The sequence below is a fragment of the Inquilinus sp. NPDC058860 genome, assembly GCF_042743185.1.
Taxonomy (GTDB): Bacteria; Pseudomonadota; Alphaproteobacteria; order DSM-16000; family Inquilinaceae; genus Inquilinus.
Genome location: NZ_JBHYMS010000077.1, coordinates 1 through 20,264, shown reverse-complemented (window position 1 = coordinate 20,264; position 20,264 = coordinate 1). Strand labels below are relative to the sequence as shown.

The following is a 20,264-nucleotide window of genomic DNA, read 5'->3' as shown; positions in this document are numbered from 1 at the left end:
GTCCGGGATGGGAGAACCGGCACAGGTGCCGCTGGCGGTGGTCCGCCGGCGGCGGGACACCGCGTTCCTGAGCGAGGAGGTGGTGGCGGATCTCGTCCGCCCCCGCCCCTTCGCCAAGGAGCGGCTGATCACCGAGCGCGCCCGGCTGACGCAGGAGCTCGGGCCGCTCGACCTCTGGGAAGGCTATCGCGACTTCACCGCATCGGACGACAGCTTCAAGCGGTCCAGCAACAGCGTCCGCACCAGCCACAAATACGGCCGGTTCTATGTCCGGCTGGCGCGCCGGTTCCGGCCCTGGACGGTGGTCGAGATCGGCACCGCCTTCGGCGTCTCCGGCATGTACTGGCTGGCGGGCCTCGCGGCCAACCGCCGCGGCCGGCTGGTCACCTTCGACCCGAACCGGCAGTGGCAGGAGATCGCCCGCGCCAACCTCGCGGCCATCAGCCCTCGCTTCACTGCGGTGGCCGACACCTTCGAGGCGGGGTTCGAAGGGGCGAAGATCGCCTTCGGCCGGCCGGGGATCGCCTTCATCGACGGCATCCATGTCGGCGAGATCGTCAAGGCGCAGGCGGAGCTGCTGCTGCCGCGCCTGGCCGGCCGCTGGATCCTGGTGTTCGACGACATCCGCTTTAACGACGGCATGTACCGCTGCTTCCGCGAGATCGAGCAGGCGGAGGGGGTGGTGTCGGCCGTGGAGATCGAATCGCGGGTCGGGATCGTGGAGGTGGAGGGGAACGGGTCGGTCGGAGAAGCTCCATATATCTCATGAGATATGGTTTGAGCCGTGTGCTCTGCTGCCGAGAGACCTGCTCGCGGAGATAAGGCGATGACGAAGACGTCCTACCCCCTCAAGCTGCCCGTATCGGTGAAGACCGCCGCCCAGCGGCTTGCCCGAGAGGACGGGGTATCGCTCAACCAGTGGATTGCATCCGCGGTCGCGGAGAAGATCGGCGCCGTGGAGACGGCGGCCGAGTTCCTGCGCCGGCGCGCCGGCGACGCCCGGCCTTCGGATCTGCTGCCGTTCCTGGACGCGGCCAAGGACGAGCCGCCTTCGACCGGCGACGAGCCGGGTCGCTGATGCCGCCTATGCAAGCCCATTGGGCCCAAGGTCCCCTATTCGGGGGTATGCCTGGATCTACGGTGGGGGATTTGAGGTCCGGTGGTGGGCGCGACTGGGATTGAACCAGTGACCCCTACGATGTCAACGTAGTGCTCTCCCGCTGAGCTACGCGCCCGGTACCGGGAAGGACGGCCGGAGGCCGGTCGTCCGCGGGGAGCGCCGATGTAGCATCATCGACCGGGGCGTGCAAGCGTCAAACCGAACCGGACCCATCGGCCCCGTCGACAGCCCCCGGACGCTGGGATATGACGGTGAGATGGATGGTCAAGTCGCCTCGCAGTCGCCGGCGTCCGACGCGGTGGCGATCGCCCTGCCGCAGGATCGGCGCCTCCCGGTCGTCGTCGCCTCGCCGCACAGCGGCCGCGACTACCCACCGTCGTTCCTGGCCGCGGCGCGGCTCGACCCGCACACGCTGCGCCGGTCCGAGGACGGCTTCGTCGACGAGATCTTCGGCCGGGTGCCGGAGCGCGGGGTGCCGCTCCTCTGCGCGCTGTTCCCGCGCGCCTTCCTCGACGTCAACCGCGAGGCCTACGAGCTCGATCCCGACATGTTCGACGACGCGCTGCCGGGCTGGGTCAACACCCGCTCGCCGCGCGTGGTCGCCGGGCTCGGCACCATCGCCCGCATCGTCGCCCAGGGGAAGGACATCTATCGCGGCAAGCTGCGATTCGCCGAGGCGGTGGCGCGGGTCGAGCGCTACTACACCCCCTATCACGCGGCGCTGCGGGGGCTGGTCGACGAGACCCGCGACCGGTTCGGCCACGCCGTCCTGATCGATGCCCATTCGATGCCGTCGCAGGGCGCCTCGCGCACCCCCGGCGGCCGCGCCGTCGACATCGTGCTGGGCGACTGCTACGGCAGCTCCTGCGCCGCCACGGTGACCGAGGCGGCGGAGCAGTGGCTGGCCGGCCGCGGCTATGTCGTCACCCGCAACACCCCCTATGCCGGCGGCTTCACCACCCGGCACTACGGCCGGCCGCGCGCCGGCATCCATGCCCTGCAGGTCGAGCTGAACCGGGCCCTCTACATGGACGAGGCGACGCTGTCGCCGACCAAGGGCCTGGACCGGCTGACCGCCGACATGACCGATTTCGCCGCCGCCCTCGGCACGCTCGATCCGGAGACGCTGTCGGGATAGGGCGGCCGCAGGGGCGAGGAGGGGAGCCGCCATGGGCCTGCTGGTCAATATCGACGTGCCCGATCTCGAGGCCGCGATCGCTTTCTACACCGGCGCCTTCGGCCTCGAGGTCGGCCGCCGCTTCGGTGGCGAGATGGCGGAGCTGACGGGCTGGCCCGCGCCCCTCTACCTGCTGCGCAAGGCGGCCGGCACGGTCGGCGCCGGCGACAGCCGCCGCGGCTACGCCCGGCACTGGACGCCGGTGCATCTCGATGTGGTGGTGGACGACGTCGCGGCGGCGCTGGCCCGCGCGGTCGCGGCCGGCGCCGTGGCCGAGGGCGGCATCCGCACCGCGGTCTGGGGCCGGCTGGCGTCGCTGGCCGACCCCTTCGGCCACGGGCTGTGCCTGATCGAGTTCCTCAATCGCGGCTATGACGAGATCGCCGACCCGCCGGCCTGACCGGCGGCCGGCGCGGGCGCATCCGCCCCTGCGGCGAACTTAGCGGTTCTGCCCGACTTTACTTTTCTGTAAGGATAGCCGCGCCGGCGCCATGCCGGCCGATGGCGGTGCCGTCCGCTGTCCGGAAAACGGGGCAGGGAACTTCATCCGTCCACACCGAGGGAGAGCGGGACGCAGGATGGGTCTCGAATTCATCAACGTCATCTCGACCAAGCGGTCCGGCCATCACGCCTTCGTCCGCTGGCTGCGGCAGCATCGGGAAACGCCGGCTGCCTTCGTCAACAACGCCGTGATCGGCGACCCGATCCGGGCGCATCTCGGCAAGGTCACGGGCCCGGCGGCGCGGGGCAAGGGCGCGCACGGCACCACGATCTTCAACTATGAGGGCGTGACGCGGCTGGGGCTCGAGGCCGCCTGGCGGATGCAGCGCGCGGCCGGCGGCCGGCGGGTCGACCTGCTGTTCCTGCGCGACCCGCTGAACCTCACCGCCAGCCTGATGCATCGCAAGCGTCTGGCCCGGCTGGACCTGGTGATGATCCTGCGCCAGCTCTTCGCCCAGCGCGACTGGCTCGAGGCCTATGCCGAAGGCGCCGTGCCGGAGCTGTCGCTGATCGGCTACAACGCCTGGGTGCTGGATTCGGACTACCGGCAGCGCGTGGCTGACCGGCTCGGGCTGCGGTCGAGCGAGCGCGTCGCCGCCGTCACCCGGCACGGCGGCGGCAGCTCGTTCAAGGACCTCGCCAGCGTCGGCGACGACGAGGCCCGGCGCCTGACCACGCGCTGGCACGGCTATCGCGACGATGCGCTGTTCGGGGCGCTGCTGACCCACCCCCGGCTGCTGCCGTGGTTCGAGGCCGCGCTGGCCGGCGAGATCCGGGACGGCTTCGATGCCGACCTCGCCGATCCGGACGGCCTGGCCCATCTGCGGGCGGTTGCCCGCGCCCGGCCCCGGCAGCCCTATGTCGACCGCATGATCGACGCCCTGTCGGACCGCCAGGACCTGTTCCACCGTATCGAATCCGGCACGTCTTTCGAGAAGAAGCTGGGCATCGCCCGGGCCCATCTGGCGATGCTGGCCGGTGCCGCGGGCCGGCGGGCGGGAGAGCGGGCGGGGGTGCCGCTCTAACTAAGCCGGCACCGATGCCGTCTTCTCCGGCCATTCGCACAGGTCGGCGACGGGGCAGGCCGGGCACAGCGGCTTGCGAGCCTTGCAGGTGTAGCGGCCGTGCAGGATCAGCCAGTGATGCGCGTGCAGCTTCCAGCGGTCCGGCGTCACCCGCTCCAGCACCTTCTCCACCGCGTCCGGCGTCTTGCCGCGGGCCAGGCCGGTGCGGTTGCCGACCCGGAAGATGTGGGTGTCGACGGCGATGGTCGGCTCGCCGAACGCCACGTTCAGCACGACATTGGCGGTCTTGCGGCCGACACCCGGCAGCGCTTCCAGCGCCGCCCGGTCGCGCGGCACCTCGCCGCCATGCTCGCGCAGCAGGATCTGCGACAGGGCGATGACGTTCTTCGCCTTCATGTTGTAGAGGCCGATGGTGCGGATGTAGCGCGACAGCCCCTCCACCCCCAGCGCCGCGATCTTCTCCGGCGTGTCGGCGACGGCGAAGAGCGGGCCGGTCGCCTTGTTCACCCCGACATCGGTGGCCTGGGCCGACAGCACCACCGCGACCAGCAGGGTGTAGGGGTTGTGGTAATTCAGCTCGCTCTTCGGCTCCGGCATCCGGGCGGCGAGTCGGGCGTAGAACGTGTCGATGGCGGCTGGCTTCATGCGCCGCAGCCTAACGGGGCGACGGGAGGCGCGCCATCGGCCATTGCCATGCCGCCGGCCCGGCCTATGCTGGTTCCATGCGCAGCAGCAGCCTCACCCGGATCGGCGCCCATGGCGGCGCCATGGAGGACCGCGGACCGGCCCTGTTCGAGCGGCTGCTGCGGCCGAAGCGCAGCCTGGGACCGATCGGCTTCTGGCTGGTGATCGGCGTGGTCGGCGTCACCAGCCTGTTCAACGGCGTGCTGTTCCTGATGCTCGGCGCCTGGCCGGTGTTCGGCTTCTACGGCCTCGACGCCCTGCTGCTGTTCGTCCTGATGCGGTCGAATCTGCGCCGGGCCGAGCGCAGCTGGGAAAGCCTGCGCCTGACCGCCGACCGGCTGGTGATCGAGCATGGCGACCATCGCGGCGTGTCGCACCGGATCGAGCTGCAGCCCTACTGGCTGCGGGTCGAGGTCGACCGCAGCGAGGTCGGCCAGAACCGGGTCACCCTGGCCAGCCACGGCCAGCGCGTCGCCATCGGCGGCTTCCTGGCGCCGTCCGACCGCGCCCGTCTGGCGCGCGACCTGTCGGCGGCGCTCGACCGGCTGCGCGGCGCCTGACCGCAACTTCCGGGTTGTCCGCACAGGCCGGCGGCGGGACACTGGCGGCATGAGCACCCTCTCCGCCGATGAGTTGGCTTATGCCGCCGACGAGCCGCGCCATGAGGCGGTGGCCCGTGCGATCGCCCTGCTGGTGGAGCGGCGCGACGACCCGCCCGACCTGGCGGCGCTGGCGGCCGAGGCCGGGCTGCACCCGCACCATTTCCAGCGCGTGTTCTCGCGCTGGGTCGGGATCAGCCCGAAGCGCTTCGCCCAATATCTGCGGCTCGACCATGCGCGCCGGCTGCTCAGCGCCCCGACCAGCCTGCTCGACGCCGCGCTCGACACCGGCCTGTCCGGCCCGTCGCGGCTGCACGACCTGTTCGTGACCTGCGAGGCGATGACCCCGGGCGACTGGAAGGCGCGCGGCGCCGGGCTGGTCATCCGCTGGGGCCTGCACTCCAGCCCGTTCGGCCGCTGCATCGTCGGCACCACCGACCGCGGTGTCTGCTGGTTCAGCTTCGTGACCGGCGACGAGGGCGCCGCCGTGGCCGAGTTCGCCGGCGAATGGCCGGGGGCGGAGCTGGTGCGCGACCAGGCCGCCACCGCCGCGGTGGTGGCCCGGATGTTCGCGCCGGTGGCCGCCCCGACGGCGGACAACCCGCCGCTGCCCGTGCTGCTGCGCGGCACCAACTTCCAGGTCAAGGTGTGGGAGGCGCTGCTGTCGATCCCGCCCGGCCGGGTGGCGAGCTACGGCGACGTCGCCGCCGCGATCGGCCGGCCGACCGCCAGCCGCGCGGTGGGCGGCGCGGTCGGGTCCAATCCAGTCTCGGTGCTGATCCCCTGCCACCGGGTGATCCGGGCCAGCGGCATCATCCACAACTACCGCTGGGGCCCCACCAAGAAGCAGGCCCTGCTGGCCTGGGAAGCCGGCCTGACCGACTCCGAGGCTGCTTAGCCGCCGGAGGCCAGGGCGTCCGACATCTCCACGATCCGCTCCCGCCAGGCCAGCGGTTCCAGCCAGCGCCGGGGGATGCCCGACATCCCGTACAGCGCGCCGGCCAGTTGGCCGGTGACGGCGCCGACCGAATCGGCGTCGTCGGCGAGATTCACGGCCAGGACCAACGCCTCCTCGAAGCTGTCGGTGCGGTCCACCGCCCACAGGGCTGCTTCCAGCGTGTGGACGACATAGCCTGAGGATTCGATCAGGGCTCGCGGCTGGCCGCGCCAATCGCCATGGGCGATGCTCTGGATCCTGGCGGCGCCGTCCCACGCCCTGGGCGCCAGCGTCGCGGCCTTGCCGGCGCCCAGGATCGCCGATCGCAGCATCTCCGCGAAGAAGACGCAGGCGTCCGTCGCCTCGCGCGCGCCATGGGTGGTGCGGCTCTGATCGGCGGCGATGCGGCGGCAGGCCTCGGCGTCGCGAAGGGTGTGCAGCACGGCGGGCGCCAGCCGCATCAGCGACCCGTTGCCGGCCGTGGTCGGGTCGGTCGATCCGGCGAAGGGACCGCCGCCATGCAGGTAATGGTCCAGCGCTTGCTGCGTGGCCATGCCGATGTCGAAGCACGCACCGGTGCAGGAGTAGCGGCCGTCCTGCCACCAGGCGACGAAGCGGTCCACCAGGTCGGTCGCATCGAAGCCGCCGCGGGTGATCAGGCTGTCGGCCAGGGCCAGCGCCATGCTGGTGTCGTCGGTCCACTCCCCGGGCCGGAGCCCGAACGGGCCGCCGCCGGTCATCTCGCGATGATGGGGCCGGCTGTCGCGGGTGCTGAATTCGAGCGTGGTGCCGAGCGCGTCGCCGACCGCGAGCCCCACCAGGGCGCCGCGCGCCCGATCGATCACGGCGTCCGTCAGGATGTCGTCCATGCTGCAGCATAGCATGGGCGCGAGGCTGTGATGGCAGCCCCACGGCCGGGCATCGTTGCCGTCGGCGTCACCCGTGCTAGCCTCCCCGAAACCGGCAGGAGGGGAAGCGCATGGCGATCGTCACCGAGGCTCTGATCCGCGACTATGCGGCGCGCGACGGGCTGGGGCTGGCCGAATGGGTGCGCAGCGGCGCGGTCTCGGCGGCCGAGCTGGTCGAGACCGCGATCACCGTGATCGACCGGCTGAACCCGCAGCTCAACGCCGTCACCCGCAAGGCCTACGACATCGGCCGCGGCCTGGCGGCGCGGGCGCCGGCCGGGGCGCCCTTCGCCGGTGTGCCGTTCCTGATGAAGGACCTCGCCTCGCAGTGGCAGGACGTGCCGGCGAGCTGGAGCTGCGCCTATTTCCGCGACCTGCCGGCTGGGGGCGACAGCGAGCTGACCCGGCGGATCAAGCGCGCCGGGCTGGCGCCGCTCGGCCGCAGCAACGTGCCGGAGATCGGCTGGTGCATCTCGACCGAGCCGACGCTGTATGGCCGCACGAACAACCCCTGGCGCGGGGGCGTCACCCCCGGCGGCTCCAGCGGCGGGTCGGCCGCGGCGGTGGCGGCACGGATGGTGCCGCTGGCCGAAGCCACCGACGGCGCCGGGTCGATCCGCGTGCCGGCCTCCAATTGCGGCCTGGTCGGGCTGAAGCCGTCGCGCGGCCGCATCACCTTCGCCCCGGATGCGGTCGATGTCTGGTATGGCGGGGTCTATTCGCTCTGCGTCTCGCGCACGGTGCGCGACACCGCCGCCTATCTCGACGCCGTGGCCGGCGGCACGCCGGGCGACCCCTACACGCCCCAGGTGCCGGCGGAGGGCTGGGCCGCGGCGGCGCGGCAGCCGGCGAAGGGGCTGCGCATCGGCCTTGTCACCCGGGCGCCGGATGGCGGCCCGATCCATCCCGAAGTGCTGTCGGCGGTACGCGGCACGGCGCAGCTGCTGGAGGGGCTGGGCCATGTCGTCGAGGAGCACGAGCTCGATTTCGACGCGCCGCGCGCCTGGTCGGTCTACACCGACATGGCGGCGGTGCAGACGGCGGGGATGTTCGCGGCGCTGGAGCCCGTGGTCGGCCGTCCGGTGGCGCCGGCCGATGTCGCGCCGGTGGTCTGGGCTGCGATCGAGCGCGGCCGGTCGATCGGCGGCATCCGCCACGCCGGCGACGTCGAGGCGCTGCGCCTGTTCGGCCGAGGGCTGGTGGGACAGCTGCTGCCCTTCGATGCCGTGCTGACCCCGGCCCTGACCCAGCCGCCGCGGCCCTTCGGTCACTGGGACATGACCATGACCGACTACGACGCCTACAACGCCCTGTGGTCCGACGCCGTGTTCATGTTCCCGTTCAACCTGTCCGGCCTGCCGGCGATGTCGCTGCCGATGCACTGGACGCCGGACGGTCTGCCGGTCGGGGTGCAGCTGGTCGGCCGCACCGGCGACGAGGCGACGCTGCTGCGCCTGGCGACCCAGCTGGAGGCGGCGCAGCCCTGGATCGAGCGGAGGCCGGCGATTTGCGCGTAATCGCGTAGGTCGGGTTCGCTCTTGGCGAACCCGACATCCCACCGCTGTACAGTGTTGGGTTCGCGATGCGAACCCAACCTACGACGGCGATCTCAGCTCAGCCCCAGCACGTCGTTCATCGAATAGAGGCCAGGCGCGCGGCCGCGGCCCCACAGGGCGGCCTTGACCGCGCCGCGGGCGAAGATGCCGCGGTCGGTCGCCCGGTGCCCCAGCTCGATGCGCTCGCCGGCCCCGGCCAGGATCACCGCATGCTCGCCGACCACGTCGCCGCCCCGCAGCGTGGCGAAGCCGATGGCGCCTTCGATGCGCTTGCCGTCGCGGTCGACCGCCTTCACCGCGTCGAAGTCGACGCCACGGCCCTCGGCGGCGGCGCGGCCCAGCAGGATGGCGGTGCCGGAGGGGGCGTCGATCTTGTGGCGGTGGTGCATCTCCACCACCTCGAGGTCCCAGCCGGCGTCCAGCGCGCGGGCGGCCTGGCGCACCAGCGCCGCCAGCAGGGTCACGCCCAGGCTCATATTGTAGGACTGGATGATCGGGGTGTGCCGCGCGGCCCGGCCCAGCGCCGCCAGGTCCTCGGCCGAAAAGCCGGTGGTGCCGACCACATGCACCGCCTTGCCCTGGGCCGCCAGCGCGGCGAAGCGGACCGAGGCTTCGGGCCGGGTGAAGTCGATCACCGCATCGGCGGTGGCGAACAGCTGCACCGGGTCGTCGGAGACGGCGACGCCGCAGGCCGGGCGCCCGGCCAGCAGCCCGGCATCCTGGCCGATCGCGGCGCTGCCTTCGCTGACGACCGCGCCGTGCAGCACCACCGAGCCGTCGGCCGCGTCCAGCACGGTCCGGATCAGCATCCGGCCCATCCGGCCGGCGGCGCCGGTGATGCCGATCCTGACGGGGCCCTCGACGGGGCGGGGGGTGTCGCCGGCGGTCATGCGGCAGGGTCCTCTGCTGGTCCGGGCATCCGGAGAGGATGCACCGGCTCTTTGCGGCCCCTGGATCACCGGGTCAAGCCCGGCGATGACAGAAAGGGGAATGGCGGCCCGGCTAATGGCGCCGCTACTCCTTGAAGAATTCCTTCACCTTGGCGAAGAAGCCCTGGCTCTCGGGGCTGGTGCCGCCGCCGCCCTCGCGCTCGAACTCCTCGAGCAGCTCGCGCTGGCGCTTGCTCAGGTTGACCGGGGTCTCGACCTGCAGCTCGACATACATGTCGCCGCGGCCGGCCGAGCGCAGCACCGACATGCCCTTGCCGCGCAGGCGGAAGCGAGCGCCGGACTGGGTGCCGGCCGGCACCGTGATCTTGGCGCGGCCGCCGTCGATCGCGGGGATCTCGATCGGCCCGCCCAGCGCCGCCGTGGTCATCGGGATCGGCGCCTTGCAGAACAGGTCGGCGCCGTCGCGCTGGAACAGCGCGTGCGGCCGCACCGACAGGAAGATGTACAGGTCGCCGGGCGGGGCGCCGCGCATGCCGCTCTCGCCCTCGTTCGACAGGCGGATGCGGGTGCCGTCGTCCACCCCGGGCGGGATGTCGACCTTCAGCGTCTTGTCCTTGCGCACGCGGCCGGAGCCGGCGCAGTTCCGGCACGGATTCTTGATCACCCGGCCCTGGCCGCCGCAGCCGGGGCAGGTGCGCTCGACCGTGAAGAAGCCCTGGGAGGCGCGGACGCGGCCGGCGCCGCCGCAGGTCGGGCAGGTCACCGGCTGGCTGCCGGGCTCGGCGCCCGAGCCGTCGCAGACCTCGCAAGCGACCGAGGACGGCACCTTGACCGTGGCCTGCTTGCCGAGGAACGCCTCCTCCAGCGTGATCTCGAGGTTGAAGCGGACATCGGCGCCGCGCCCGGCCTGGGCGCGCTGGCCGCCGCGGCGGCCGCCCATGAAGTCGCCGAACATCTCCTCGAAGATGTCGGCGAAACCGCCGGAGAAGTCGGCGCCGCCCGGCCCCCGCGGCCCGGCGCCGCCGTCGAAGGCGGCATGGCCGAAGCGGTCATAGGCAGCGCGCTTCTGCTCGTCCTTCAGGACGTCGTAGGCCTCGTTGATTTCCTTGAACTTGTGCTCGGCGGTCTGGTCGCCCGGGTTGCGGTCCGGGTGGTACTGCATCGCCAGCTTGCGGTAGGCCTTCTTGATCTCGTCCGCGCCGGCGCCGCGCGCGACCCCCAGAAGATCGTAAAAGTCCTGCTTCGCCATTCGGATCCTCGTGCCGAGCCGGGAGAGCCCTCAATGGCCCCGGCCCGGATGAAAACCGCCCCCGCGCGGTCCGTCACGGACCCTCGCGGGGGCGGCGTCTGCCCCTTATCGGTGTATCGTGGTCATGCGACCGCGGTCACGCCGACTTCTTCTTCTTGTCGTCGTCGACTTCCTCGAAATCGGCGTCGACCACACCGTCATCCGGCTTCGCCGAAGCCTGCTCGCCGCCCTCCGGCGCCGCGCCCGACTCCTGGCTGGCCTTGTACATGGCCTCGCCGATCTTCATCGCCGCCTGGGCCAGGGCCTCGGTCTTGGCCTTGATCTGGTCGGCGTCGTCGCCCGACAGCACCGACTTCAGGTCGGCGATCGCGGCCTCGACCGCCGCCTTGTCGGCCGCGTCGACCTTGTCGCCGAACTCGGCCAGCTGCTTCTCGGTCGAATGGACCAGCGCATCGCCGTGGTTGCGGGCCTCGACCGCCTCGCGGCGCTTCTTGTCGGTGGCGGCGTTGGCCTCCGCGTCCTTCACCATCTTGTCGATGTCGGAATCGGACAGGCCGCCCGACGCCTGGATGCGGATCGCCTGCTCCTTGCCGGTCGCCTTGTCCTTGGCGCTGACATTGACCAGGCCGTTGGCGTCGATGTCGAAGGTCACCTCGACCTGCGGCATGCCGCGCGGGGCCGGCGGGATGCCGACCAGGTCGAACTGGCCGAGGATCTTGTTGTCGGCCGCCATCTCGCGTTCGCCCTGGAACACGCGGATGGTCACCGCGGTCTGGTTGTCCTCGGCGGTCGAGAAGGTCTGGCTCTTCTTGGTCGGGATCGTGGTGTTGCGCTCGATCAGCCGGGTGAACACGCCGCCCAGCGTCTCGATGCCCAGCGACAGCGGGGTGACGTCGAGCAGCAGCACGTCCTTGACCTCGCCGCGCAGCACGCCGCCCTGGATCGCGGCGCCGACGGCCACGACCTCATCCGGGTTAACGCCGCGATGCGGCTCCTTGCCGAAGAACTGCTTCACCGTCTCGATGACCTTGGGCATGCGGGTCATGCCGCCGACCAGGATCACCTCGTCGATCTCGCTGGCCTTCAGGCCGGCGTCCTTCAGCGCGGCGCGGCACGGCTCGACCGTGCGCTGGATCAGGTCGTCGACCAGCGCCTCTAGCTTGGCCCGGGTCAGCTTGATGTTCAGGTGCTTCGGGCCGGACGCGTCGGCGGTGATGAAGGGCAGGTTGACCTCGGTCTGGACCGAGGAGGACAGCTCGATCTTCGCCTTCTCGGCCGCTTCCTTCAGGCGCTGCAGGGCCAGCTTGTCGCGGCGCAGGTCGATGCCCTGCTCCTTTTTGAACTCCTCGGCCAGATAGTCGATGATCTTGGCGTCGAAATCCTCACCGCCCAGGAAGGTGTCGCCGTTGGTCGACTTCACCTCGAACACGCCGTCGCCGATCTCGAGGATCGAGATGTCGAAGGTGCCGCCGCCGAGGTCGTAGACCGCGATCGTGCCCGACGCCTTCTTGTCCAGGCCATAGGCCAGGGCGGCCGCCGTCGGCTCGTTGATGATGCGCAGCACCTCGAGCCCGGCGATCTTGCCGGCATCCTTGGTGGCCTGGCGCTGGCTGTCGTTGAAATAGGCCGGGACGGTGATGACGGCCTGCGTCACCTTCTCGCCCAGGAACGCCTCGGCCGTCTCCTTCATCTTCCCCAGCGTGAAGGCGGAAATCTGGCTCGGGGCGTATTTCTGGCCGCGCGACTCGACCCAGGCGTCGCCGTTGTCGCCGGACACGATCTGGTACGGGACCAGGCCCTTGTCCTTCTGGGTCATCGGGTCGTCGTAGCGGCGGCCGATCAGGCGCTTGACCGCGAAGATGGTGTTCTCGGGGTTGGTCACCGCCTGGCGCTTCGCCGCCTGGCCGACCAGCCGCTCACCCGATTCGGTGAAGGCGACGATCGACGGCGTGGTGCGCGCGCCCTCCGCGTTCTCGATCACCCGGCCCTGGGCCCCATCCATGATGGCGACGCAGGAATTGGTCGTGCCGAGGTCGATACCGATGACTTTGCTCATCTCTTCCTCATTCCTTCAGCAGGTCGCGGCTGGCCCTCGGTGAGGCACCGCCGGGACCCCCAATGATTCCATGCCGCCCGGGGGCGGCTCTTGCTTCACCGTGCATATAGGCGGGGCGTCCTCGGGCTGCAACGTCGAGTCTTCAGGATTGTGACTGCCCGGGACGGCTGTGGCCGCCGCGTCACGCCCCGACGTTACGCCCGGCCCGTCACGCCCGGCCCGTCACGCCCGTCGGGGCGCGCCCAGCAGCAGGCCGGCCAGGAAGCCGCCGATATGCGCCTGCCAGGCGATCTGGGCGTCGACGCCCATGAAGCCGCCGCCCATCAGCGCGAACAGGGCGTTGGCGATGATGGTGAAGCCGATCAGGTTCAGGGCCAGCCGACGCCCCGCCGGGTCGTGCCGCGCCAGCGCCAGCCGGCAGAAGGCGGCGATGCAGCCCGACACCGCGCCGGAAGCGCCGATCAGCGTGGTCTCGGCGCCCCAGCTCGCGGCGATCTGCACCAGGGCCGCCACCACCGTCGTGGCCAGCAGCAGCACGGTGTAGCGGCGCGGGCCGTAATGCCGTTCGCAGACGCTGCCGAAGGCCAGGAAGAAGCCGAGATTGGCGATCAGGTGGATCGGCTCGTAATGGATCAGCGCGTAGAACACCAGCGAGGCGACCACCGTCAGCGCGTCGAGCGGCGGCAGCTGTCCGAGATAGCCGAAATAGGCCGGAACCACGGCCATGCGGTAGACGACCGGCGCCCAGACCGCTTCCGGCAGCAGGTGGATGATGGCGAAGACCGCGATCATCACGCCGCTCAGCCACAGCGTGATCGGCGGGACGTTGAAGATCGGCTGGCGCGACATGGCCCCTCGGGCGGTCGGAACGGGTCTGGGCCTCTTCGAGACCGCTTGTAAATGCTACTGGCGCGGCCGTCTGACGGCGGCTTCTGCGCTTCCGGTGCTCACGCACCAATTGTGCGCTGCGCTCCGGTTCTCGAAGCCACCGCCAGCCGACTCACGCCAGCGCATTTCCAAACGGTCTCTTACAGGAGTGCCGGACGGATCGGAAGCGCGCGATCCGTCACCCCGTCCCCAGGATCTCCGCCCGCGCCGCCCGGGTCAGCTTGGCCAGGACCAGGCGGTGCGCCTCGCGGAGATAGGCCTGCAGGTCGTCCGGCGGCAGGGCGTCGAGCGCCGCCGCCACCCATTTGGCACGGGCCAGATAGGGCGCCGGGCGGATGCCCGGCTGCTCGACCAGGAGGATGTAGGAGAACTCCGAGGCCTTGAACCACGCCTCGGGCGCGCCGCGCGACATCCCGGCCAGGATGGCGAAGATCTTGCCGCCGACCTTGAACACATGGGCGCCGCCCCACTGCACGCTCAAGGCCGCGCCGGGCAGGGCCAGGCAGAATTCCTCGACCGAGGCGGGCGTCATCGCGCCCTCAGTGGGTCAGTGGCCGTGGCGGTTGGCCTTGCGGACGAAGCGGCGGCCGCAGTAGTTGCACACCACCTCGTGCTCATGCCCGATCGGGTAGTAGACCATCGGGTGACCCAGCGGACCACCGTCGCCGTCGCATCCGACGGTCTCGACATCGCGGTCGACCTCGATCACCTCGGACGGCTGAAGGGCGGCGGGCTGCATGGCTGGGGGTTCCTGGCGGCAAAGCATGGGCGGGCGATGATTGCCCGCATTCCGGGCGGATGATACCCATGGCGCCCGGCCGATCAACTGTTTCACGTACAATCATGAATGTCGCCGCCCCCGAGAGCGCCATCCGCCTGCGCGGCCTGACCAAGACCTATCGCGGGCGCAACAGGCAGCCGGACAAGCTGGCGCTGCACCCGATCGACCTCGACATCCCCGCCGGCTCGATCTTCGGCCTCTTGGGCCCGAACGGCGCCGGCAAGTCGACGCTGATCAACATCCTGGCCGGCCTGGTCACCAAGACCGCAGGCGACGCCTGGATCTGGGGCTTCGACATCGGCCGGGCGACGCGTCAGGCGCGGGCCGCGATCGGCGTGGTGCCGCAGGAGCTGAACATCGACCCCTTCTTCACCCCGCGCGAGCTCCTGGACCTGCAGGCCGGGCTGTACGGCGTGCCGAAGAAGGAGCGGATCACCACGGAGCTGCTGGCGGCGGTCGGGCTGGCCGACAAGGCCGACGCCTATGCCCGCACCCTCTCGGGCGGCATGCGGCGGCGGCTGATGGTGGCCAAGGCGATGGTGCATTCGCCGCCGGTGCTGGTGCTGGACGAGCCGACCGCCGGCGTCGACATCGAGTTGCGGCGCAGCCTGTGGGCCCATGTCCGGGCGCTGAACCGGGCCGGCACCACCATCGTCCTGACCACACATTATCTGGAGGAGGCGGAGGAGCTGTGCGACCGGATCGCGATCATCGATCACGGCCGCATCGTCGCCTGCGACAGCACCGCCAACCTGCTCTCCAGCGTCGACAGCAAGACCCTGGTGGTGAGCCTGAGCGAGCCCTTGGACGCGCTGCCGCCGGCCCTGGCCGCCCGCGGCATGGAGCTGGCGGGCGCGGCCCGGCTGGTGGTGCGCTACCGGCCGAGCGAGACCCGGCTGGGCGACCTGCTGACCCTCATGGACCAGGCCGGCGTGCGCATCGCCGACCTGACCACCGAGGAGACCGACCTCGAGGACATCTTCCTGCAGCTGACCGGCGAAGGCGCCGCCGCGGCCCGGAGGGCGGCGGGAGAGTAGGGGCCGTAGGTTGGGTTCGCGGTACGCGAACCCAACATGGCACGGCCGGGAACGGTGTTGGGTTCGCCGAGGCGAACCCAACCTACGGAGCCCCACCTACTGCGCCGCCTGGGCCGAGGCGAGTTGGCGGGAGACCAGCTGGGCGTAGAGGCCGCCGCGAGCCAGCAGCGCCGCATGGGTCCCCGTCTCCGCCACCCGGCCCTCGTCCAGCACCACGATCAGGTCGGCGTCGCGCACGGTCGACAGGCGGTGGGCGATGACGATGGTGGTGCGGTCGGCCTGCAGCCGGTCCAGCGCCCGGCGCACCGCCTGCTCGTTCACCGTGTCGAGATGCGAGGTCGCCTCGTCCAGGATCAGCACCGATGCGTTCTTCAGGAAGGCACGGGCGATGGCGACGCGCTGGCGCTGGCCGCCGGACAGGGCGGTGCCGCGCTCGCCCACCGGCGAGTCGAGCCCTTCGGGCAGGGTCTCGACCAGCTCGGCCAGCGAGGCGTGCTCGATCGCCGCCGCCAGCTCCGCCTCGCTCGCTTCCGGCCGGGCGATCCGGATGTTGGCCCGCAGCGTGTCGTTGAACAGGTAGGTATCCTGGGCCACCAGGGCGATGCGCCGGCGCAGGTCGTCGAGGGCGTAGTCGCGCAGATCGGCCCCGTTCAGGATGATCCGGCCTTCGTCCGGGTCCCAGAACCGCATCAGCAGCTGCGCCGTGGTGGTCTTGCCGGCGCCGGAGGTGCCGACCAGCGCCACCGTCTTGCCGGCCGGGATCTCGACCGTCACCCCGGCCAGGGCACGCCGGCCCTGGCCGGGGTAGGTGAAGCCGACGCCCTGCAGCGCCAGCGCCGCCGGGCCCGAATGGTCGGGCACGCCCGGCCCGTCCACGACCGGCACCGGCTCGGCCTTCAGCCCGTAGATGCGGCGGGTGGCGCCCAGCGTGTCGGCCAGCTGGCGGCCGATCTGCGCGATCTCCGACACCGGCAGGAAGGCGGCCATGGCCAGGATGGTCAAGAGCGGCAGCAGGCCGGGGTCGATCGCGCCATGGGTCGACAGCGCGGCGCCGGTCACCACGACGGCCAGGCCGCCCAGGCCGGTCAGGACCTCCAGCAGGCTCTGCTGCCGGGTCAGCTCGGCGAAGAAGGGCAGGCGCAGCCGGATGAAGCGCTGCGACAGCGCGTCCAGCCGGTCGCCCCGCGCGCCCTCCTGCTGGAAGGCGACGATCTCGCCCAGGCCCTGCACCGAGTCGACGGCGAAGGCGCCGAGCTCGCCGGCCGCCTCCCGCGACTCGGAGCCGAGCGTGTCGACCCGGCCGCGCATCAGGAACGGGCTCACCGCCACGGCCAGCAGGAAGGGCAGCAGCGCCAGCGCGATCCACGGGCTGGCCCAGACCAGCACCGCCAGCACCGCGGCCGGCACCAGCACGGCGACGAAGGCCGGTGCCACGGTGTGGGCGAAGAAATACTCCACCAGCTCGATGTCGTGGGTCACCAGCGCCATCAGGTCGCCGGTGCGCCGCCGCACCAGATAGGCCGGGGCCAGGGCGTCGAGCTTGCGGAACACATCGGCGCGCATGTCGGCCAGCAGGCGGAAGGCCATGTCGTGGGCGATCCAGGATTCCAGCCAGTGCAGCACGCCGGACAGCGGCGCGACGACGGCCAGGGCCCACAGCAGCGCGCCATAAGGTTCACCGTTCTTCAGCGCCAGCAGAACCAGGGCGCTCAGCACCCCGACACCGATGAAGCTGACAACGCGCAGCACGCCGAAGGCGAAGGTCAGCGCCAGCTTGCCCTTCCAGGGCATGGCCAGCCGCATCAGCTCGGCCACCAGCCGGCCCCAGCCCAGCCCTTCGGCCTTGAGGATGCCTTCGGTCTCCGCCTTGGTCGCGCCGTCGCCGGGCGCCTGACCCTGCGCCGCCGGCTCCACCGTGCGGGTGGTGACCGGAGCATCGATGATCGTGCCGGCGGCGGATTCGCGCGCCTGCTCGGCCATCAGCCCGGCATAGACGCCGCCCTGCTGCATCAGCGCGGCGTGGGGGCCGCTCTCGACCACCCGGCCGCGGTCCAGCACCAGGATGCGGTCGCAGCCGATCACGCTCGACAGGCGGTGCGCCAGCACCAGCGTGGTGCGGCCCTGCATCAGCCGGTCCAGCGCCTCCTGGATCACCGCCTCGTTCTCGGCGTCGACCGCGGACAGCGCCTCGTCCAGCACCAGGATCGGGGTGTCGCGCAGCAGGGCCCGGGCGATGGCGACGCGCTGGCGCTGGCCGCCGGACAGCTTCACGCCCTTCTCGCCGACCACGGTGCGGTAGCCCTGCGGCAGCGTCTGGACGAAGCCGTGGATGTTGGCGGCGCGGGCGGCGGCCTCGACCTCGGCCTCGGTCGCCTCCGGCCGGCCCATGCGGATGTTGTCCTCGACCGTGCCGTGGAACAGGAAGGTGTCCTGGTTGACCACCGAGATCATCGACCGGATCTGGTCGAAGGACAGGCCGCGCAGGTCGTGCCCGCCCAGGCGGATGGTTCCGGCCTCGGGGTCGTAGAAGCGCAGCAGCAGGCGGACGATCGACGACTTGCCGCCGCCGGACGGGCCGACCAGGCCGATGCGCTCGCCGGCCTTGGCCTCGAAGCTCAGCGCCTCGTGGATGGTGCGGCGGGTGCCGGGATAGCGGAAGCGCACGCCGTCGAAGGCGATGGTCGGGTCCAGCGGCCGGGCCAGCGCCGCCGGAGCGGCATCCGCCACCTCCGGCGTGTCGTCCAGCACCTGGTAGATGCCCTGGGCGGCGGACAGGCCGACCATGCCCTGGTGCAGCACCGACCGCAGCTCGCGCATCGGCCGGAAGATCTCGACGCCCAGCATCAGGATGACCAGCAGCGCCGACAGGGCCATGGCGCCGGACTCGACCCGCCAGGCCCCCAGCGCCAGCGCCGCGGCGGCGCCGCAGGCGATGGCGCTGTCGGTGATGCCCCGGGCCAGGACGTTGGTCGCCAGCACCCGCATGGTGCTGCGGAACAGCGATTGCGCCTTGATCTTCAGCGTCGCGGCCCGCGCGCCGCTCTGGCCGAAGGCCTTCAGCGTCGCCAGGCCCTGGACCGAATCCAGGAATTCGGCGGCGAAATCGGCATAGACCCGGCGCAGCTGCAGCGAGCTGCCGGTCTCGTGCCGGTGCCACAGCGCCGGGCCGAACAGGGCGATCAGGGCGAAGGCCAGCATCACCGCTGCCACCGGCAGGTCGACGAAGGCGATGGCGGCGAAGATCAGGATCGGGGTCAAGAGCGCGATCAGGAACTGCGGCAGGAACTGGCCGAAATAGACCTCCAACTGCTCCACCCCGTCGATCAGCGACAGGGTCAAGGCGCCGGAGCGGCGGCGGGCCACGGTGCCGGGGCCCAAGGCCGCGATCCGGTCGAAGATGGTGCGGCGCAGCCGGGCCTGGACCCGGGCCGCGGTCTCATGCGCCACCATCACCCGGCCGTATTCGGCGACGCCGCGCAGCAGCATGACGCCGGCGATCAGGGCGATGGACGGCACCAGCTCGGCCAGCGGCCGGCCGGCGAAGACCTGGCCGATCAGCCAGCCCAGCAGGGCCAGCCGGGCGACGCCGAGCGCGACCGAGACCAGGCCGATCGCCACCGCCCAGCCGATGCGGAGGCGGACCCCCTGGGTGAAGTGCCACAGGCGCGGTTCGAAATGCATCGCATGCCTCTGATGAAAAGACGCCGCCGGTCGCCTGTCTGGGTCGGGCCGGCCCCGACCTGACGATACTGTGAACGCTGGTGAACGGAATTCGACAAATTCGAGGAGGGGCTGTACGTTTCTGTTCAGGGATGTCGAGGCAGGAGAGCGGGCCATGGCCGCCGACTGGGACGATCTGCGTGTGTTCCTGACCCTGGCGCGCGAGGGCAACCTGACCGCCGCGGCGCGGCGGCTGCAGGTCAGCCACCCGACCGTGGCCCGCCGGGTGCGCGGGCTGGAGGAGGCGATCGGCGCCCGGCTGTTCGACCGGCTGCCCGACCGCTTCGTCCTGACCGCGGCGGGCGAGGAGCTCTTGGCCGACACCGAGGCGATGGAGCGCGCCGCCGAATCGATCCAGCGGCGCAGCGCCGGCCTCGGCGACACCGCGCACGGCACGGTCCGGGTCTCGGCCGGCGAGGCGATGGCGGGGTTCCTGGCCGACCACCTGCCGCGGCTGCGGCGCGGCCTGCAATGCATCGAGATCGAGCTGGCGGCCAGCCACATGCTGGTCAACCTGTCACGGCGCGAGGCCGACCTCCTGATCCGCGAGCAGGTGCCGGACATCCCGAGCCTGGTGGCGCGGCGGCTGGGCCGGGTGGAATACGCGATCTATGCCGCCCGCGGCCGCGACATCGCCGACACGACGCCGGAAGGGCTGCGCCGCCTGACCTGGGCCGGCTTCGACGAGGAGCACGCCTACATGCCCGGCCAGGCCTGGGTGGCAGAGCTGCTGCAGGGCGCCCGGCCGGCGGTGCGGGTCAACAACTGGCTGGTGCTGCACCAGACGGTGCGCAGCGGCGAGGCGGTGGGCCTGCTGCCCTGCTACGCTGGCGACCCGGATCCCGGCCTGCGCCGGCTGGGACCGCTGGTGGAGGAGGCCGGGGTCGACCAGTGGCTGCTGGTGCATCGCGACCTGCGGGCCCTGTCGCGGGTGCGCCGGGTGATGGATTCGCTGATCGCCCTGTTCCGCGAGCGGCGCGACGTTCTGGAGGGCCGGCTGCCGCAGGAGCTCGCGACGCCTTGATCCCGCCGCCGCCGGCAGCTGAAATGGCGCCATGCTGGTGAGCGACAGATCCGCGAAGAGATCAAATCTTAGTCCCCCCTCCCCTTGCGGGAGGGGGGTAGGGGGAGGGGGC

At 71.4% G+C, this 20,264-nt stretch carries 19 protein-coding genes and 1 tRNA gene; 10 read left to right on the top strand and 10 right to left on the bottom strand.

All coding sequences use genetic code 11. The features are described from left to right. Positions 1–7: 7 nt before the first annotated feature. Positions 8–769: a class I SAM-dependent methyltransferase gene (locus ACFW16_RS32850; RefSeq protein ID WP_380313273.1), complete on the top strand. Its 762-nt coding sequence runs from the start codon at positions 8–10 to the stop codon at positions 767–769. A 57-nt stretch (positions 770–826) separates the two neighbouring features. Next, positions 827–1,078, top strand: a complete 252-nt coding sequence (locus tag ACFW16_RS32845; RefSeq protein WP_380313272.1) for a pilus assembly protein HicB — start codon at positions 827–829, stop codon at positions 1,076–1,078. Between the two features lie 82 nt (positions 1,079–1,160). On the opposite strand, the gene ACFW16_RS32840 is transcribed toward ACFW16_RS32845, so the two are convergent. After that, positions 1,161–1,235, bottom strand: a tRNA-Val gene (locus ACFW16_RS32840). A gap of 141 nt (positions 1,236–1,376) precedes the next feature. Between ACFW16_RS32840 and ACFW16_RS32835 the strand changes: the two genes are divergently transcribed. The 3 genes from ACFW16_RS32835 to ACFW16_RS32825 all read left to right on the top strand — a co-directional run bounded on the left by ACFW16_RS32835 (position 1,377) and on the right by ACFW16_RS32825 (position 3,823). Continuing rightward, a complete protein-coding gene (locus tag ACFW16_RS32835; RefSeq protein WP_380313271.1) occupies positions 1,377–2,258 on the top strand; it encodes an N-formylglutamate amidohydrolase in 882 nt (293 codons plus the stop codon). Between the two features lie 31 nt (positions 2,259–2,289). Next, the gene (locus tag ACFW16_RS32830) at positions 2,290–2,697 is read left to right on the top strand and encodes a VOC family protein (protein ID WP_380313269.1); all 408 of its coding nucleotides are present in this window, start codon (positions 2,290–2,292) and stop codon (positions 2,695–2,697) included. Between the two features lie 178 nt (positions 2,698–2,875). Beyond that, positions 2,876–3,823 (top strand): hypothetical protein, encoded by a 948-nt coding sequence (locus ACFW16_RS32825; protein ID WP_380313268.1) that lies wholly within the window; start codon positions 2,876–2,878, stop codon positions 3,821–3,823. Here the strand turns inward: ACFW16_RS32825 and nth are convergent, their stop codons facing one another. Continuing rightward, a complete protein-coding gene (nth, locus tag ACFW16_RS32820) occupies positions 3,824–4,468 on the bottom strand; it encodes an endonuclease III (RefSeq protein ID WP_380313267.1) in 645 nt (214 codons plus the stop codon). A gap of 77 nt (positions 4,469–4,545) precedes the next feature. Between nth and ACFW16_RS32815 the strand changes: the two genes are divergently transcribed. Together ACFW16_RS32815 and ACFW16_RS32810 are read left to right on the top strand one after the other, a co-directional pair. Further along, on the top strand, positions 4,546–5,067 hold the full coding sequence (locus ACFW16_RS32815; protein ID WP_380313266.1) for a DUF2244 domain-containing protein: 522 nt from the start codon (positions 4,546–4,548) through the stop codon (positions 5,065–5,067). Positions 5,068–5,116: 49 nt separating this feature from the next. Next, complete coding sequence (locus ACFW16_RS32810) at positions 5,117–6,004, top strand: methylated-DNA--[protein]-cysteine S-methyltransferase (protein WP_380313265.1); 888 nt, start codon at positions 5,117–5,119, stop codon at positions 6,002–6,004. Here ACFW16_RS32810 and ACFW16_RS32805 read toward each other — a convergent pair. Then, complete coding sequence (locus ACFW16_RS32805) at positions 6,001–6,912, bottom strand: ADP-ribosylglycohydrolase family protein (RefSeq protein ID WP_380313264.1); 912 nt, start codon at positions 6,910–6,912, stop codon at positions 6,001–6,003. The genes ACFW16_RS32810 and ACFW16_RS32805 overlap by 4 nt on opposite strands. 110 nt (positions 6,913–7,022) lie before the next feature. On the opposite strand from ACFW16_RS32805, the gene ACFW16_RS32800 reads away from it, so the two are divergent. Beyond that, entirely contained in the window at positions 7,023–8,468 is a 1,446-nt protein-coding gene (locus ACFW16_RS32800) for an amidase (protein ID WP_380313262.1), read from the top strand. A 92-nt stretch (positions 8,469–8,560) separates the two neighbouring features. Here the strand turns inward: ACFW16_RS32800 and dapB are convergent, their stop codons facing one another. The 6 genes from dapB to ACFW16_RS32770 form a co-directional block, all read right to left on the bottom strand. Beyond that, complete coding sequence (gene dapB / locus ACFW16_RS32795; protein ID WP_380313261.1) at positions 8,561–9,397, bottom strand: 4-hydroxy-tetrahydrodipicolinate reductase; 837 nt, start codon at positions 9,395–9,397, stop codon at positions 8,561–8,563. 124 nt (positions 9,398–9,521) lie between these two features. Continuing rightward, positions 9,522–10,646: a molecular chaperone DnaJ gene (gene dnaJ, locus ACFW16_RS32790; protein ID WP_380313259.1), complete on the bottom strand. Its 1,125-nt coding sequence runs from the start codon at positions 10,644–10,646 to the stop codon at positions 9,522–9,524. A gap of 136 nt (positions 10,647–10,782) precedes the next feature. Further along, positions 10,783–12,702 carry a molecular chaperone DnaK gene (gene dnaK / locus ACFW16_RS32785; RefSeq protein WP_380313258.1) on the bottom strand — a complete coding sequence of 640 codons (1,920 nt, stop codon included), beginning with the start codon at positions 12,700–12,702 and terminating at the stop codon, positions 10,783–10,785. A 222-nt stretch (positions 12,703–12,924) separates the two neighbouring features. Continuing rightward, positions 12,925–13,551: a rhomboid family intramembrane serine protease gene (locus ACFW16_RS32780; protein ID WP_380313257.1), complete on the bottom strand. Its 627-nt coding sequence runs from the start codon at positions 13,549–13,551 to the stop codon at positions 12,925–12,927. A 217-nt stretch (positions 13,552–13,768) separates the two neighbouring features. Further along, entirely contained in the window at positions 13,769–14,122 is a 354-nt protein-coding gene (locus ACFW16_RS32775) for an MmcQ/YjbR family DNA-binding protein (RefSeq protein ID WP_380313256.1), read from the bottom strand. Positions 14,123–14,137: 15 nt separating this feature from the next. Continuing rightward, on the bottom strand, positions 14,138–14,329 hold the full coding sequence (locus tag ACFW16_RS32770) for a zinc-finger domain-containing protein (protein WP_380313255.1): 192 nt from the start codon (positions 14,327–14,329) through the stop codon (positions 14,138–14,140). A gap of 104 nt (positions 14,330–14,433) precedes the next feature. On the opposite strand from ACFW16_RS32770, the gene ACFW16_RS32765 reads away from it, so the two are divergent. Next, complete coding sequence (locus ACFW16_RS32765; protein ID WP_380313254.1) at positions 14,434–15,408, top strand: ABC transporter ATP-binding protein; 975 nt, start codon at positions 14,434–14,436, stop codon at positions 15,406–15,408. Between the two features lie 96 nt (positions 15,409–15,504). Here the strand turns inward: ACFW16_RS32765 and ACFW16_RS32760 are convergent, their stop codons facing one another. Further along, entirely contained in the window at positions 15,505–19,089 is a 3,585-nt protein-coding gene (locus tag ACFW16_RS32760) for an ABC transporter ATP-binding protein (RefSeq protein ID WP_380313253.1), read from the bottom strand. A 154-nt stretch (positions 19,090–19,243) separates the two neighbouring features. On the opposite strand from ACFW16_RS32760, the gene ACFW16_RS32755 reads away from it, so the two are divergent. Next, on the top strand, positions 19,244–20,152 hold the full coding sequence (locus ACFW16_RS32755; RefSeq protein WP_380313252.1) for a LysR family transcriptional regulator: 909 nt from the start codon (positions 19,244–19,246) through the stop codon (positions 20,150–20,152). Positions 20,153–20,264 lie beyond the last annotated feature (112 nt).

Coding starts and splice junctions, on each gene's coding strand:
- ACFW16_RS32850 (WP_380313273.1), top strand. CDS start 8: ATGGGAGAACCGGCACAGGTGCCGCTGGCGGTGGTCCGCCGGCGGCGG.
- ACFW16_RS32845 (WP_380313272.1), top strand. CDS start 827: ATGACGAAGACGTCCTACCCCCTCAAGCTGCCCGTATCGGTGAAGACC.
- ACFW16_RS32835 (WP_380313271.1), top strand. CDS start 1,377: ATGGATGGTCAAGTCGCCTCGCAGTCGCCGGCGTCCGACGCGGTGGCG.
- ACFW16_RS32830 (WP_380313269.1), top strand. CDS start 2,290: ATGGGCCTGCTGGTCAATATCGACGTGCCCGATCTCGAGGCCGCGATC.
- ACFW16_RS32825 (WP_380313268.1), top strand. CDS start 2,876: ATGGGTCTCGAATTCATCAACGTCATCTCGACCAAGCGGTCCGGCCAT.
- nth (WP_380313267.1), bottom strand. CDS start 4,468: ATGAAGCCAGCCGCCATCGACACGTTCTACGCCCGACTCGCCGCCCGG.
- ACFW16_RS32815 (WP_380313266.1), top strand. CDS start 4,546: ATGCGCAGCAGCAGCCTCACCCGGATCGGCGCCCATGGCGGCGCCATG.
- ACFW16_RS32810 (WP_380313265.1), top strand. CDS start 5,117: ATGAGCACCCTCTCCGCCGATGAGTTGGCTTATGCCGCCGACGAGCCG.
- ACFW16_RS32805 (WP_380313264.1), bottom strand. CDS start 6,912: ATGGACGACATCCTGACGGACGCCGTGATCGATCGGGCGCGCGGCGCC.
- ACFW16_RS32800 (WP_380313262.1), top strand. CDS start 7,023: ATGGCGATCGTCACCGAGGCTCTGATCCGCGACTATGCGGCGCGCGAC.
- dapB (WP_380313261.1), bottom strand. CDS start 9,397: ATGACCGCCGGCGACACCCCCCGCCCCGTCGAGGGCCCCGTCAGGATC.
- dnaJ (WP_380313259.1), bottom strand. CDS start 10,646: ATGGCGAAGCAGGACTTTTACGATCTTCTGGGGGTCGCGCGCGGCGCC.
- dnaK (WP_380313258.1), bottom strand. CDS start 12,702: ATGAGCAAAGTCATCGGTATCGACCTCGGCACGACCAATTCCTGCGTC.
- ACFW16_RS32780 (WP_380313257.1), bottom strand. CDS start 13,551: ATGTCGCGCCAGCCGATCTTCAACGTCCCGCCGATCACGCTGTGGCTG.
- ACFW16_RS32775 (WP_380313256.1), bottom strand. CDS start 14,122: ATGACGCCCGCCTCGGTCGAGGAATTCTGCCTGGCCCTGCCCGGCGCG.
- ACFW16_RS32770 (WP_380313255.1), bottom strand. CDS start 14,329: ATGCAGCCCGCCGCCCTTCAGCCGTCCGAGGTGATCGAGGTCGACCGC.
- ACFW16_RS32765 (WP_380313254.1), top strand. CDS start 14,434: ATGAATGTCGCCGCCCCCGAGAGCGCCATCCGCCTGCGCGGCCTGACC.
- ACFW16_RS32760 (WP_380313253.1), bottom strand. CDS start 19,089: ATGCATTTCGAACCGCGCCTGTGGCACTTCACCCAGGGGGTCCGCCTC.
- ACFW16_RS32755 (WP_380313252.1), top strand. CDS start 19,244: ATGGCCGCCGACTGGGACGATCTGCGTGTGTTCCTGACCCTGGCGCGC.